Annotated in this window: 13 protein-coding genes; 6 read left to right on the forward strand and 7 right to left on the reverse strand. The window is 70.1% G+C overall.

Translation table 11 applies throughout. The features are described 5' to 3' along the window. Positions 1-11 precede the first annotated feature (11 nt). A complete protein-coding gene (locus tag ACZ4Z2_RS09090) occupies positions 12-1,091 on the forward strand; it encodes a M23 family metallopeptidase (RefSeq protein ID WP_468073914.1) in 1,080 nt (359 codons plus the stop codon). 58 nt (positions 1,092-1,149) lie between these two features. Here ACZ4Z2_RS09090 and ACZ4Z2_RS09095 read toward each other — a convergent pair whose 3' ends face one another. From ACZ4Z2_RS09095 to ACZ4Z2_RS09125, 7 genes are all read right to left on the reverse strand, one after another. Beyond that, positions 1,150-2,019: an HAD family hydrolase gene (locus ACZ4Z2_RS09095; RefSeq protein ID WP_468073916.1), complete on the reverse strand. Its 870-nt coding sequence runs from the start codon at positions 2,017-2,019 to the stop codon at positions 1,150-1,152. Between the two features lie 157 nt (positions 2,020-2,176). Continuing rightward, complete coding sequence (locus ACZ4Z2_RS09100; protein ID WP_468073918.1) at positions 2,177-3,079, reverse strand: LLM class flavin-dependent oxidoreductase; 903 nt, start codon at positions 3,077-3,079, stop codon at positions 2,177-2,179. A gap of 172 nt (positions 3,080-3,251) precedes the next feature. Further along, positions 3,252-3,800 (reverse strand): RNA 2'-phosphotransferase, encoded by a 549-nt coding sequence (locus ACZ4Z2_RS09105; protein ID WP_468073920.1) that lies wholly within the window; start codon positions 3,798-3,800, stop codon positions 3,252-3,254. Positions 3,801-3,922: 122 nt separating this feature from the next. Beyond that, positions 3,923-5,032: a MerR family transcriptional regulator gene (locus ACZ4Z2_RS09110; protein WP_468073922.1), complete on the reverse strand. Its 1,110-nt coding sequence runs from the start codon at positions 5,030-5,032 to the stop codon at positions 3,923-3,925. Positions 5,033-5,100: 68 nt separating this feature from the next. Next, positions 5,101-6,030: a metal-dependent hydrolase gene (locus ACZ4Z2_RS09115; RefSeq protein ID WP_468073924.1), complete on the reverse strand. Its 930-nt coding sequence runs from the start codon at positions 6,028-6,030 to the stop codon at positions 5,101-5,103. After that, the gene (locus ACZ4Z2_RS09120) at positions 6,027-7,814 is read right to left on the reverse strand and encodes an SDR family oxidoreductase (protein WP_468073926.1); all 1,788 of its coding nucleotides are present in this window, start codon (positions 7,812-7,814) and stop codon (positions 6,027-6,029) included. Before ACZ4Z2_RS09120 ends, ACZ4Z2_RS09115 begins: the two co-directional genes overlap by 4 nt. After that, positions 7,811-8,656 (reverse strand): M24 family metallopeptidase, encoded by an 846-nt coding sequence (locus tag ACZ4Z2_RS09125; RefSeq protein ID WP_468073928.1) that lies wholly within the window; start codon positions 8,654-8,656, stop codon positions 7,811-7,813. The genes ACZ4Z2_RS09120 and ACZ4Z2_RS09125 overlap by 4 nt, the downstream gene beginning before the upstream one ends. 335 nt (positions 8,657-8,991) lie before the next feature. On the opposite strand from ACZ4Z2_RS09125, the gene ACZ4Z2_RS09130 reads away from it, so the two are divergent. The 5 genes from ACZ4Z2_RS09130 (at position 8,992) to ACZ4Z2_RS09150 (ending at position 13,038) form a co-directional block, all read left to right on the forward strand. Beyond that, positions 8,992-9,981, forward strand: a complete 990-nt coding sequence (locus tag ACZ4Z2_RS09130) for an ABC transporter ATP-binding protein (protein WP_468074184.1) — start codon at positions 8,992-8,994, stop codon at positions 9,979-9,981. Then, complete coding sequence (locus ACZ4Z2_RS09135) at positions 9,971-10,909, forward strand: ABC transporter permease (RefSeq protein WP_468073930.1); 939 nt, start codon at positions 9,971-9,973, stop codon at positions 10,907-10,909. Before ACZ4Z2_RS09130 ends, ACZ4Z2_RS09135 begins: the two co-directional genes overlap by 11 nt. Then, positions 10,906-11,817 carry an ABC transporter ATP-binding protein gene (locus ACZ4Z2_RS09140; RefSeq protein ID WP_468073932.1) on the forward strand — a complete coding sequence of 304 codons (912 nt, stop codon included), beginning with the start codon at positions 10,906-10,908 and terminating at the stop codon, positions 11,815-11,817. The genes ACZ4Z2_RS09135 and ACZ4Z2_RS09140 overlap by 4 nt, the downstream gene beginning before the upstream one ends. 10 nt (positions 11,818-11,827) lie before the next feature. Next, positions 11,828-12,547 carry an ABC transporter permease gene (locus ACZ4Z2_RS09145; RefSeq protein ID WP_468073934.1) on the forward strand — a complete coding sequence of 240 codons (720 nt, stop codon included), beginning with the start codon at positions 11,828-11,830 and terminating at the stop codon, positions 12,545-12,547. 230 nt (positions 12,548-12,777) lie between these two features. Beyond that, positions 12,778-13,038 carry an SGM_3592 family protein gene (locus tag ACZ4Z2_RS09150; RefSeq protein WP_468073936.1) on the forward strand — a complete coding sequence of 87 codons (261 nt, stop codon included), beginning with the start codon at positions 12,778-12,780 and terminating at the stop codon, positions 13,036-13,038. Positions 13,039-13,294: the final 256 nt, after the last annotated feature.

The raw sequence follows: 13,294 nt of genomic DNA on the forward strand, positions 1-13,294 counted from the left end.
ACGATCGCGGCATGCGTTCACTTCGCCGACATCGGGTGCTCGTCGCCGTGCTGCTGTGCGTCGCCGCGGTTCTCGCGGCTCGGCCGACGGTCGCCGAGAGCGGCAGTCAGGCCGGCGGCCACGGAGGTGGAGTCTTCGCTCCCGGCGACGCCGGGGTCAGTGCGCAAGTGGCGCGGCTGTTCGAGGAGGCGGCCGTGGCGACGCAGCAGTACGAGGCCGGTCGGAGGGCGGCCGAGCGGCAGCAGGCGCGGGCACGGCGGCTGGAGAAGTCCCTCGCACGGGAGCGCCGCCGGCTCGCCGGGCTCAACGCCGACCTCGGCCGGATCGCCCGGGCCCAGTACCGCGAGGGCGGCGGGATGCCCTACACCGCGCAGATGCTCCTCGCGGACAACCCCGACGAACTCGTGCGAGGGCAGCGAGCCGGACGGCAGGCCGATCTGGCGCTCGACAAGGCGGTGACGAGGAGCCGGCGTGCGGAGGCGCGGTACGCGGCGGGGGAGACGAGGGCCGCGACAGCGTGGCAGCGGCTGAAGGAGCGGAACACCGAACTCGGCGAGATCAAGCAGAACATCCAGCGGAAACTGGAACAGGCCCAGTGGACGCTCCAGGGGCAGGCCGACGCCGCCGTCGCGGCCGGCTCCTGCCGGGGCGCCGTCCGCCTGGACCAGCCGAGCCTGGGCCGTACACGGCCGTGGGTCGCGCCCGTGGAGTCGTACGAGCTCTCGGCGGGCTACGGCAGCGGCGGTGAGCACTGGGCCAGCCGGCACACCGGACAGGACTTCGCGGTACCCATCGGCACGCCGGTACGGGCGGTGGGGGCAGGGCGCGTGGTGAAGGTGTCGTGCGGCGGTGCCTTCGGCATCGAGGTCGTGCTCCGGCACGCGAACGGCTACTACACCCAGTACGCGCACCTCGCCGCCGTCACCGTCGACCAGGGCCAGCGGGTGGTGCCCGGTCAGTGGATCGGCCAGTCGGGCACCACCGGGAACTCGACCGGGCCGCATCTGCACTTCGAGGTACGGGTCACACCGGAGCTGGGGTCGGGCGTGGACCCCGTGCCGTGGCTGCTGAAGCACGGGGTGAGGCTGTAGCGGACGGGCGGCCGCGCTGCGGACCCCGGTGGTCGGAACGGGCGCCGCTCGTCCGTGGTTACGGCCGTTCTGCCAGCAGGCGCTCGATGACGACCGCGACGCCGTCCTCGTTGTTGGCGACGGTCTGGCCGGAGGCGGCCGCGACGACGTCGGGGTGCGCGTTGCCCATGGCGTACGACTGCCCGGCCCAGGTGAGCATTTCCACATCGTTCGGCATGTCACCGAAGGCGACGACCTCCTCGTGCGAGATACCGCGCTCGGCGCAGCACAGGGCGAGGGTGCTGGCCTTGGAGACGCCCGGGCCGCTGATCTCCAGCAGGGCGCTGGGGCTGGACCGGGTGATGGTGGCGCGGTCGCCGACCGCGACGCGGGCGGTGGCGAGGAAGTCGTCGGGGTCGAGCGAGGGGTGGTACGCGAGGATCTTCAGCACCGGCTCGTGGTCGGCGACACCGCCCGGGGCCAGCAGCTTCTCGGCCGGCGCGAGGATGTCGGGGATCTCCATGTGGAGCTTCGGGTACTCGGGCTCCTGGTTGAAGCCGTACGTCTGCTCGACGGCGTAGACCGTACCCGGCGCGGCATCCCGCAGCAGGCGTACGGCGTCGAGCGCGTTCTCCCGCGCCAGTTCGCGGACCTTGACGAAGCGGTGGGCGCCGGGGCCGCCGTGCAGGTCGACCACGGCCGCTCCATTGCCGCAGATCGCGAGGCCGTGGCCATGGACGTGCTCACTCACGACGTCCATCCAGCGGGCCGGGCGCCCCGTGACGAAGAAGACCTCGATGCCGGCCTGCTCGGCGGCCGCCAGCGCGGCGACCGTACGGGGGGAGACGGACTTGTCGTCTCGGAGCAGGGTGCCGTCGAGGTCCGTGGCTATCAGCCGCGGCGGGACGGTCGGGGCCGGGGTCTCGGGCTGTCTCGTCGCTGAGGTCACGGACCCCATTGTCGCGCATATGCGCGCACGGCCGTGCGGGCGCCCGCACAGGTGAGTGATGACTGCCCTGTGCACGTGTCTCGACCTGCGCCGATGCGGGGCCGGCCCCGTCGGCTGCTGCCGCGACCTGACCGGCCGCGGCGGCAGACCGGCAGCCTCAGGACAGCTGGGTGAGGGCCTCCATGGCGATGCGCTCGAAAACCTTCTCGTCCGCGGCGAAGTCCGAGTCCGGGATCGGCCAGTGGATCACGATGTCGGTGAAGCCCAGTTCGGCATGGCGGCCGGCGAAGTCCACGAACGCGTCGAGCGACTCCAGCGGACGGCCGCGGTCCGGGGTGAAGCCGGTGAGGAGGATCTTGTCGATCCCGGCCGCGTCGCGCCCGATCTGGGCGGCCGTGTCGGCCAGCTTCTCGATCTGGCCGCGCATGGCCTGCACAGACTGTTCCGGGGTGCCCGTCTCGAACAGCTTGGGGTCGCCGGTGGTCACCCACGCCTGCCCGTGGCGGGCCGCCAGCTTCATGCCGCGCGGGCCGGTGGCGGCCACCGCGAACGGCAGCCTGGGGCGCTGGACGCAGCCGGGGATGTTGCGCGCCTCGTGGGCCGAGTAGTAGTCGCCCTCGTAGGAGACGGAGTCCTCCGTCAGCAGCCGGTCGAGCAGCGGTACGAACTCGGCGAAGCGGTCGGCCCGCTCTCGCGGTGTCCACGGCTCCTGGCCCAGCACGGTGGCGTCGAAGCCGGTGCCGCCCGCACCGACGCCGAGGGTGATCCGGCCGCCGGAGATGTCGTCGAGGGAGATCAGCTCCTTGGCGAGGGTCACCGGGTGGCGGAAGTTCGGCGAGGTCACGAGGGTGCCGAGACGCAGCCGGTCCGTGGCCGCGGCCGCGGCGGTCAGGGTGGGGACGGCGCCGTACCACGGCCCGTCCCGGAAGGTCCGCCACGACAGGTGGTCGTAGGTGTACGCGGTGTGGAACCCGAGCTGCTCGGCCCGCTGCCAGGTGGCACGACCGCCCTCGTGCCAGCGGAGGTAGGGCAGGATCACGGTGCTCAGACGCAGACTCATGCATCGAGCGTAAGCGCAGTGGCGGGGTGGGCCGACCGCAGTGGCGGGATGGTGCGACCAGGCCGGAGGCGGTCGCGTCCGGCCCGGGTGGCTGGGGCCGTCACGTCGGTTTCGCGGGGCCCGTGCCTGTGCGGCGGGGGCGGCCCGCGTCGGGCGTCGAGCCCGGGCCTGCTCAGTGGGCCTCGGGGAACCGCAGGTACTGAGGCGGAACGGCCTCGGTCAGCCACACGCCGTTGGCGCTGACCCGGAACACATGGCCGTCGTGGTGCATCGCTGCGGCGTCGACGGAGAGCACGACCGGGCGGCCCCGTCGGGCGCCGACACGGGTGGCCGTCTCACGGTCGGGCGACAGGTGTACGTCGTGCCGGTTCATGGGCCGCAGGCCCTCCGCGCGGATCGCGGGCAGGTAGGCGGCGACCGTCCCGTGGTAGAGGTACGGCGGCGGGGTGGCCGTAGGCAGATCGAGGTCCACCTCGACGGTGTGGCCCTGGTTGGCGCGGATACGGTCGCCCTCGACGGCGAAGCGCCGCTTGTCGTTGGCCTCGACCACATGGTCGAGTTCCGCCCTGGTGAAGCGGAAGCCGTGGGCGGCGGCCGCCTCGATGAGTGTGTCGATCTCGACCCAGCCGGCCTCGTCCAGGGTGAGTCCGATGCGCTCGGGCTGGTGTCGCAGGTGCTTGGAGAGGTACTTCGACACCTTCACGGTGCGTCTTTCGTCCATCCCGCCAGCGTGCCCCCGAGACACGCGTCACGCACGTGATTTTGATCCGGATGTTTGATCCACAGCCAAGTGGACTTATCCACAGCGGAATTGAAGATTCTGTGGACAACCGCCTTGTCTATTCAGGGCAATTGATCAAGTTCTGTGTCCGTTCTGCCATTTGCCGACAAAGAGTCCAAGGTGCGTGTCTGCACTTCTCGTTCGGTCGCCGCCGTGATGAACGCCTGGACGTGCTCGGGGCCGACGAGCCTCTCCACAGCCTGCATTGTGGAGGCCGGAACCTGTACGGGGAACGACTCGCTCGTCCGCTGGAGGGGCGCGTCCGCACCGAGGTGCTCCCGGAGGTGGCGGGTGGCCAACGAACGCATCGCACGAGCGAGTTCCGCGTCCACCGACTGCTGGGCAAGCGGCCGGAGGCGACGTACGAGAGCCGCCGCTGCGGCCGTTTCCGCCTCGCTCGGCGGCTGGTGGCCCCCGAGGTAGCGAGCGAACACGTGCTCGGTGGTGAAGTCCAGGAAACGGGCGGCGATGTGCTCGATCTGTCCCCTCAACTCCCTCAGATGGCTTGTGATCGCCGACAGCGGTACCCCAGCGGAGTGCAACTCGGCCGCTGCGGCCAGCTCTTGAGGGCTTGGGACGAGAAACAGGTCCTCTTCGCCGGGCACCGGCTCCAGTACGCCCAGCTCGACGGCGTCCGTCACCGCGGCCTCGTCCGGGGTCCCGCCGAACCGCTCCACCAACTCGGACCTGGTGATCCGGACAGCCTTCTCGTCGGTCCACGGTCCGTCCACCTCGGCGACAAGGCCAAGCACCCCTCCGAGGCCGCGGCCGGTGTCCCAGGCTTCGAGGAGTTCCCTGATGGAGGCCAAGGTGTAGCCCCGGTCGAGGAGATCGGCGATCTGGTGCAGCCGGTGGAGATGGGCGTCCGAGTAGACGTTCGCCCGGCCGCGCCGCTCGGGGCGGGGGAGCAGCCCCTTGTCCTGGTAGGCGCGGATCGTACGGACGGTGGTGCCGCTGCGGTGCGCGAGATCCTCGATGCGGTAAGTGGAGGTGGGGGCGGAGTTGCTGGCGGAGGCGGGCACGGATGGGCTGGGATCGCTCCGCGTGGTGGCCCGGCCGGCGGCCGGGGCGGGGGTGTGCGCGCCAGCCCTGGGCGTGACAGCCATAGGCGTGTCGGCCGTGTGCTCGGCATTCGTGGGCGCGCCGGTTGTCTCGGCCGGTTCGTCGTTCATGGTTCTCATGCCTCCTCTGCCTCTCCTCCCTTCTTCTCCTTGCGCCGACGGCCGGGCGTTCAGACCGTCTATGTCCCGGCTCGGATGATCGCGGCCGTGGCTGTGCGTGCCGCCGGCGAGCGCGCCAGGTACTCGGCGGCCCTGCCCAACGAACCCTCCTGCGAGGGGTGGTAGGAACGCCGCAGATAGCGGGGGACGGCAGCGCCGAGCTCCTTCCAGGTGGGCAGCAGCCCCTTGCGCACCGCCCTGTTGTGCGCGGCGAGGGAGTAGCGCAGCCGTCCGGCGAGCTGCGGGTCGTGCCGGATCAGATACGCGGTGCCCCACACCCACATGTAGAGCATCATCGGCGCCGTGACCGCCATGCCGACGACCCGGCGGGCGTAGCGGGAAGGGCCCGGGCCGCCGCAGTGCTGGTACATGTCGAAGGCCACCGCACGGTGTTCGACCTCCTCCGCGCCGTGCCAGCGCAGCAGATCGAGCATGATCTCGTCGGCTCCGGCCCGGTCGAGCCCCTCCGCGGCCAGCACCCAGTCACCCAGCACCGCCGTGAACTGCTCGATCGCCGCTATCAGCGACAACCGGAAGCGCAGCCACTCCCGGGGCGGGATTGGTGCCCCGAGGGGAGGTCGCTCGCCGAGCAGCTTCTCGAAGAGGAAGTCGACGTACTTGGTGAAGTCCGCGGTGTCGAGCCGCTGGGCCGCGAGATGGTTCAGCACATACGCGTGCTGCACGCTGTGCGTGGCTTCCTGACCCATGAATCCCTTGACGTCCTGCAGGAGTTCGCGGTCCGTGATTAGTGGAAGGCCCTCCTTGAAGACCTTCACGAACCACCGCTCCCCCGTCGGCAGCAGCAGATGCAGCACATTGATCACGTGCGTGGCGGTCGGCTCGTCAGGAATCCAGTGCAGCGGGGTGTTCTCCCAGTCGAAGGAGACCTTGCGCGGTGCGATCAGGCACCGCCCGGTCCCGTCCTTCGGGCGCCCCTCGCGCGGGCTCACAGCCGTGGCTCCAGTCGGGCGAGCGCGCGCAGCGCCTTGGGTGCGAAGCGCGACATGAGGCGGCCGCCGCGGGCCTCCGGGGTGACGGGGACGACGGCCTGGTTGCGCACCACCGCCCGCAGGACGGCATCCGCGACCTTCTCCGGGGGGTAGTTCCGCAGACCGTACAGCCGGGCGGCGTTCTGCTGCCGGCGCTTCTCCTCCTCGGCGTCGACACCCGCGAAGCGGGCGGTGGAGGTGATGTTGGTGTTGATGAGGCCGGGGCAGATCGCCGAGACCCCGATTCCCTTTCCGGCCAGCTCCGCGCGGAGGCATTCGCTGAGCATCAGCACGGCCGCCTTGGAGGTGCTGTACGCGGGCAGCGTCCGCGAGGGCAGATACGCCGCGGCCGAAGCGGTGTTGACGATGTGGCCGCCCTGCCCGCGCTCGGCCATCTGCCTGCCGAACAGGCGACAGCCGTGGATCACGCCCCACAGGTTGACGTCGAGAACCTTCCGCCAGTCCTCGGGGGTGGTGTCGAGGAAGGAGCCGGAGAGTCCGATCCCGGCGTTGTTCACGAGCACGTCCACCACCCCGTACTCGGTGGCGACCTTCTCGGAGAGCTTCTCCATGGCCTGCTCGTCCGAGACGTCGACCGTCTCGGCCCATGCCTCGGGGGCGCCGATCAACCGGGAGAGCTCCGCGGTGCGGGCCGCGCCATCCGCGTCGCGGTCGACGGCGATGACGCGCGCACCGGCTTCGGCGAACGCGAAGGCGGTTGCCCGGCCGATCCCACCGGCTGCGCCGGTGACCAGCACCAGCTGCCCGCCGAACCGGTCGGCGTACTTCCCGGTGGCTGTGGGCGCGGGCCGCCCGCTGTCGGTGGCCGTGACGAACTCAGTGATCCAGGAGGCCAGTTGGTCAGGTCGGGTGCGCGGGATCCAGTGCTTGGCGGGGAGGGTGCGGCGGGTCAGCCGCGGAGCCCACTGCTCCAGGTCGTCGTAGAGCCGCTCGGACAGGAAGGCGTCCCCGAGAGGAATGATGAGTTGCACGGGCGCGTGTGCGTACGCGTCGTCCCGGGGCCTGGCCAGACGGGGGCGAACGTTGTCCCGGTACAGCCACACGCCGTGTGCGGCGTCCTCGGGCAGCGACCTGGCCGGGTAACCCCCGCTCGGGGACAGCTTCTCGGCTCGCTGGACCATGCCGGGCCACCGCTTGCCGAGAGGGCCGCGCCAGGCGAACTCGGGGAGCTTGGGTGTGTGCAGCGCGTAGATGTACCAGGACCTAACGCCCTGGTTGAGGAGTTGGCCGAGCCGACGCGGCGTCGGGAGCTTCGCACGCCGCTTGATCCAGTGACCGAGGTGATCGAGCGACGGCCCCGACATCGAGGTGAAGGACGCGATGCGGCCCTCTGTCCGCTCGACCGTCACGAACTCCCAGCCCTGAACCGAGCCCCAGTCGTGTCCCACCAGATGAACGGGCCGGTCGGGGCTGACGGCGTCCGCGACCGCGAGGAAGTCGTCCGTCAGCTTCTCCAGGGTGAAGCCTCCGCGCAACGGCCGTGGCGCCGTCGACCCGCCGTGGCCGCGCACGTCGTACAGCACCACGTGGAAGCGATCGGCGAGGTGAGCGGCCACCTCGGACCAGACCTCCTTGGAGTCGGGATAACCGTGCACGAGCAGCACCGTCGGCTGCTGGGGGTCGCCCAGCTCGGCCACGCACAGCTCGACCCCGTCCGCGCGCACCCGGCGTTCCCGCGCACCCTCCAGCCGCATCGAACCCGTCACCTCTCGCCCCTCGCTCATCGGCACTTCTCCTCCGCCCACCGCCGTACGTGCGGCAGGTCGTCGTCCAGCCAGAACGCGCTCTCCTCGGGATCCCTGGAGTCGGTGACGACAAGGATCTCCTCGAACTTGGCACCCGTGCCGCGGAAGCCGAGGTGCGGTTCGACCGCCCACAGCCCCGGCTGCGGCGGGTGGTCCGAGAACCGGTACGGGGACCACAAGGGCGACCAGCCGTCACGGTGGCCGTGCAACGCGTCCGCCGCCAGTCCCTTCAGCGCCTGGGTGCCGAACCCGAAGACATGGGGTGACCAGCGTCGTTCCCTGACCCGGTCGACCTTGTGGGCGATGACACCGAAGGGATAGGCGCGATGGCGGTTGGCGTACCCCTGGCGGACCATGAGCCGGTCCACGTTCTGGTAGATCTCCCGCAGTGAGCGCCGCTCCCGCACCTCGCGCAGGATCAGCTCCCGATGCGCTTCGAGGTCCGCCATCAGTCGGTCGTGCAGAGGACTGGGGCCGAGGCACCCCGAGTAGCCGATGTCCGCGGTGTAGCCCTTGTAGACGGGGGCCATGTCGAGGATGAACGGCATGCCCGGCTCGAGACGGCGGTCGGTGGGGAAGAACTGCAGCGGTACGCGGAAATTGACGAACGCCGTGCGGTCACCGAACCAGGCGAAGGGGAGATGGAACCAGTCCCGGACCCCGCGCTCCCTCAGCCAGCGGCGCTGCATGCGCGCCGCCTCGCGCTCCGTCACGCCAGGTCGCAGCTGGGCCGCGACCGCTTCCGCGCACGTGTACGCGAGGGTCTGCACCTCGCGGAACCCCCGCAGGTCCGCCGCGCGTTCCTCTGACACCGAGGTCATGTCACCGCCCCACCTGTCTCCGTCGGCTACGGTCCGTGTTCGCAATGTGACATCGACGAATGTGACAGTGATGGGAGGCTGCGTCAATAGGGGTGGAGGCAGGCTGTGGAAAACCGCGGGACCACGGGCACTACATCGTGGCGCCGGTCGTTATCCCGTCGCGGCGACCAGTCCGCCCGGCTCCGGCCTGCCGGTTGTTCGACCTCAGGGTGACCCCTAGGGGGACCGACGGCTGATGCCCCCTACGGGCCCGTACGACTCGAGGGGGACGCCGAGACAGCTCTGCGGGGTGACGACCGCGAAGGCCCCCCGGCCCTAGTGTCTGAATCGTGACTGTGATCGCGACCGAAAGCCTGAGCAAGCGGTTCCCGAGGGTGACCGCTCTTGACCGGCTCTCCGTGGACATCGGACCCGGTGTGACGGGACTCGTCGGTGCCAATGGCGCCGGCAAGTCCACGCTGATCAAGATCCTTCTGGGTCTGTCCCCCGCCACGGAAGGCCGTGCCGAGGTGCTCGGGCTGGACGTCGCCAGCAAGGGCGGCGCCATCCGCGAGCGCGTCGGGTACATGCCGGAACACGACTGCCTGCCGCCCGATGTGTCGGCCACCGAGTTCGTCGTGCACATGGCCCGCATGTCAGGGCTCCCGCCGACCGCCGCACGCGAGCGGACCGCTGACACCCTGCGCCATGTCGGCCTCTACGAGGAGCGGTACCGCCCGATGGGCGGCTACTCCACGGGCATGAAGCAGCGAGTGAAGCTGGCCCAGGCCTTGGTCCACGACCCGCAGCTCGTCTTCCTGGACGAGCCGACGAACGGCCTCGACCCGGTCGGCCGGGACGAGATGCTCGGCCTCATCCGCCGCATCCACACCGACTTCGGGATCTCGGTCCTCGTCACCTCCCACCTGCTGGGCGAACTGGAGCGCACCTGCGACCACGTCGTGGTGATCGACGGCGGAAAGCTCCTGCGGTCCAGCTCCACGCGGGACTTCACCCAGAGCACGGCCACCCTCGCGATCGAGGTCACGGACAGCGACGAGCACCCCGACGGCACCCGCGCGCTGCGCGAGGCGCTCCACGCGCGCGGTGTGACCGTCTCCGACGGCAGCGGCCTCCCCGGCGCCGGGCACATCCTGCTGCTCACCGCGCAGGGCGAGGAGACCTACGACCTGATCCGTGACGTCGTCGCCGATCTGGGCCTCGGCCTGGTCCGCATGGAGCAGCGCAGGCACCACATCGCCGAGGTGTTCCAGGACAGCGACGAGCAGGCGATTTCCCAGCGCACGCAGGATGCGTGGAAGGAGGCGGTCGGCCATGGCGGTTGAGCAGACCCGGGCCGAGGCCCCGGCCCACGCCGGTGCACAGCCCACGCGTACGGGCGAACAGAGCCGAATCCACAACATCGGCTACCGCAGCTACGACGGACCCCGCCTGGGCCGCGCCTACGCCCGCCGCTCGCTGTACTCGCAGTCCCTGCGCGGTGCGTACGGCCTCGGCCGTTCGGCCAAGTCCAAGGTGCTGCCGATGATGCTCTTCGCGGTGATGTGCGTGCCGGCGGCGATCATGGTGGCGGTGGCGGTCGCCACCAAGGCCAACGACCTGCCCATCAAGTACACCGACTACGCGATCATCATGCAGGCCGTGATCGGGCTGTACGTCGCCTCGCAAGCGCCGCAGTCCGTCTCCCTCGATCTGCGCTTCAAGACGGTGCCGTTGTACTTCTCGCGCCCGATCGAGACCGCGGACTACGTGCGTTCCAAGTACGCCGCGCTGACGTCGGCGCTCTTCATCATCACCGCCATTCCCCTCGTCGTGCTCTATGTCGGCGCCCTGTTGGCCAAGCTGGACTTCTGGGACCAGACCAAGGGCTTCGCACAAGGACTGATGTCCGTGGCGCTCCTGTCGCTCCTCTTCGCCGGCATCGGTCTGGTGATCTCCGCGCTCACGCCTCGCCGAGGCTTCGGTATCGCGGCCGTCATCGCGGTCTTCACCATCTCCTACGGGGCCGTGTCCGTCGTCCAGGCCATCGCCGATGTGCAGTCCAGCGGTGGCGCGATCCCGTGGCTCGGCCTCTTCTCGCCGATCACGCTGATAGACGGCGTGCAGACCGCCTTCCTGGGCGCCACGTCCGCCTTCCCCGGTGGGCACGGGCCGTCCGGCGGACAGGGTGTCGTCTACCTCCTCGTCGTCCTCGGTCTCATCGCGGGCTCCTACGGCCTGCTGATGCGCCGCTACCGAAAGGCCGGGCTGTGACCACGCTCAACATCGATCACGTCTCCCGGTGGTTCGGCAATGTGGTGGCGGTCAACGACATCACGATGACCATCGGCCCCGGCGTCACCGGCCTCCTCGGTCCGAACGGCGCCGGGAAGTCCACCCTCATCAACATGATGGGCGGTTTCCTCGCTCCCTCCACCGGCTCGGTGACCCTCGACGGCCGGCCGGTCTGGCGCAACGAGCAGATCTACAAGGACATCGGCATCGTCCCGGAGCGGGAGGCGATGTACGACTTCCTCACGGGGCGCGAGTTCGTCGTCGCCAACGCCGAGTTGCAGGGCCTCGGGGCGAAGGCAGCCCAAAAGGCCCTCGCCACGGTGGAGATGGAGTACGCGCAGGACCGCAAGATCTCGACGTACTCCAAGGGCATGCGGCAGCGCGTGAAGATGGCGTCCGCGCTGGTCCACGATCCGTCCCTGCTTCTGCTGGACGAGCCGTTCAACGGTATGGACCCGCGCCAGCGCATGCAGCTCATGGACCTGCTGCGGCGCATGGGCGACGAGGGCCGGTCGGTGCTGTTCTCCTCGCACATCCTCGAAGAGGTGGAGCAGCTGGCTTCCCACATCGAGGTGATCGTCGCCGGGCGGCACGCGGCGAGCGGCGACTTCCGGCGCATCCGCCGTCTGATGACCGACCGGCCGCACGTCTACCTGGTGCGTTCCAGCGACGACCGGGCACTGGCCGCCGCGCTGATCGCCGACCCGTCGACCGCCGGCATCGAAGTGGACGTGACCGAGGGCGCGCTGCGTATCCAGGCCGTCGACTTCGGACGGTTCACCGCTCTGTTGCCGAGGATCGCCCGGGACCGGGGCATCCGCTTGCTCACGGTCTCGCCGTCGGACGAGTCCCTCGAGTCCGTGTTCTCGTATCTGGTCGCGGCGTAGGAGGCCGAAGATGTACGACCCCACAGTCGCCCGGCTCACCTACCGGGCCCTGCTCGGCCGCCGTCGGGCCCTCATTCTCGGTGCGCTGCCGGTTCTGCTGCTTGTGATCTCCGCGGCGGTGCGGGCCCTGAGCGGCGCCGACGACCAGGTGGCGGCCGACCTGCTCGGCGGGTTCGCGCTCGCCACCATGGTGCCGATCATCGGAGTCATCGCCGGGACGGGCGCCATCGGGCCCGAGATCGATGACGGTTCGGTGGTGTATCTGCTGGCGAAGCCGGTGAAGCGTTCGACGATCATCTTCACGAAGCTGATCGTGGCGATCGCCGTGACCATGGCCTTCTCGGCGATACCGACGTTCATCGCCGGCCTGATCCTGAACGGCAACGGGCAGCAGATCGCGGTCGCCTACACCGTGGCGGCGCTGGTCGCCTCCATCGCGTACGCGGCGATGTTCCTGCTCCTGGGCACGGTGACACGGCACGCGGTGGTGTTCGGGCTCGTCTACGCGCTCGTCTGGGAGGCCCTGTTCGGGTCGCTGGTGCAGGGAGCGCGCACGCTCAGCGTCCAGCAGTGGTCCCTCGCCGTGGCCCACAAGGTCACGAACGGAGACCTCGTGACCTCCGAAGTCGGGCTGCCCACGGCGGTGGTCCTGCTGACGGTCGTCACGGCAGGGGCCACCTGGTACGCGGGGCAGAAGCTGCGGACGCTGAAGCTGGCCGGCGAGGAGTGAGGGAGCCTTCCGGGGAGGCGGCCCGTGAGTTCCCTCCGAGGGGACGTCGCCCCCTCGGAGGACCTCTCGGGGCGCGCACGACCACCGCCCGAGGAGCACCGCCGCGTCGGGACACTGCCCCCGCGTTCGGTCTTGACGGAGGCTTCACGGACGTCCAGGCACACTGAGCGAGGAGTACGTAGCGGTAGGAGAGGGCCAGGAGGGGCGGCCGGGAGGCAGGAGGAACGGGGATGACGGCAGAGGTCACACCCGACGGGGACGAGGGGCGGGACGCGGTGTCCCCAGGCGGCTCCGAAGGTGTCCGGGACGAGGTCGTTCTGGACGAGGACTTCATACGGTCCGCCGAGTCCGCCGAGCCGTCGGCGAGGGCTCGGATGCTCGCGGCGCGCTGGCGGGAGCAGGCCCCCGATCCTCAGCCGTGGCGGTCGGACGAACCGCCTGCCGGGTGGTTCTTCAGCAAGGCGCGTCGCCGCAAGTGGCGTCGTCGCTGACCGTTCTCCAAGGCCGGCCTCGGCGCGCTTGATATTCGGTGGCGGACAACTCGGGCGCCGGGCAGAGTGGTTGGTGTTCAGGCCGCTGGAGAGAGGCGGCACCACGTTCTGGGAGAGGAGCCCGGCGGTGCTGTTCATCAGGCGCAGTACGTCGAGTTCCCGACAGGGCAGTCCGCGGCGGACTCCGGAGTAGTTACCCCTCCGTCGAGTTCGCGTCGCAAGGGAACTGCCCGGGGCGGCCGCTTCGAGCACGCGA

The organism is Streptomyces sp. NPDC030183 (assembly GCF_055573455.1).

What these genes read in the sequence shown, in the direction of transcription:
- ACZ4Z2_RS09090 (WP_468073914.1), top strand. Translation starts at nt 12, where the DNA reads ATGCGTTCACTTCGCCGACATCGGGTGCTCGTCGCCGTGCTGCTGTGC.
- ACZ4Z2_RS09100 (WP_468073918.1), bottom strand. Translation starts at nt 3,079, where the DNA reads ATGAGTCTGCGTCTGAGCACCGTGATCCTGCCCTACCTCCGCTGGCAC.
- ACZ4Z2_RS09105 (WP_468073920.1), bottom strand. Translation starts at nt 3,800, where the DNA reads ATGGACGAAAGACGCACCGTGAAGGTGTCGAAGTACCTCTCCAAGCAC.
- ACZ4Z2_RS09110 (WP_468073922.1), bottom strand. Translation starts at nt 5,032, where the DNA reads ATGAACGACGAACCGGCCGAGACAACCGGCGCGCCCACGAATGCCGAG.
- ACZ4Z2_RS09120 (WP_468073926.1), bottom strand. Translation starts at nt 7,814, where the DNA reads ATGAGCGAGGGGCGAGAGGTGACGGGTTCGATGCGGCTGGAGGGTGCG.
- ACZ4Z2_RS09125 (WP_468073928.1), bottom strand. Translation starts at nt 8,656, where the DNA reads ATGACCTCGGTGTCAGAGGAACGCGCGGCGGACCTGCGGGGGTTCCGC.
- ACZ4Z2_RS09135 (WP_468073930.1), top strand. Translation starts at nt 9,971, where the DNA reads ATGGCGGTTGAGCAGACCCGGGCCGAGGCCCCGGCCCACGCCGGTGCA.
- ACZ4Z2_RS09145 (WP_468073934.1), top strand. Translation starts at nt 11,828, where the DNA reads ATGTACGACCCCACAGTCGCCCGGCTCACCTACCGGGCCCTGCTCGGC.
- ACZ4Z2_RS09150 (WP_468073936.1), top strand. Translation starts at nt 12,778, where the DNA reads ATGACGGCAGAGGTCACACCCGACGGGGACGAGGGGCGGGACGCGGTG.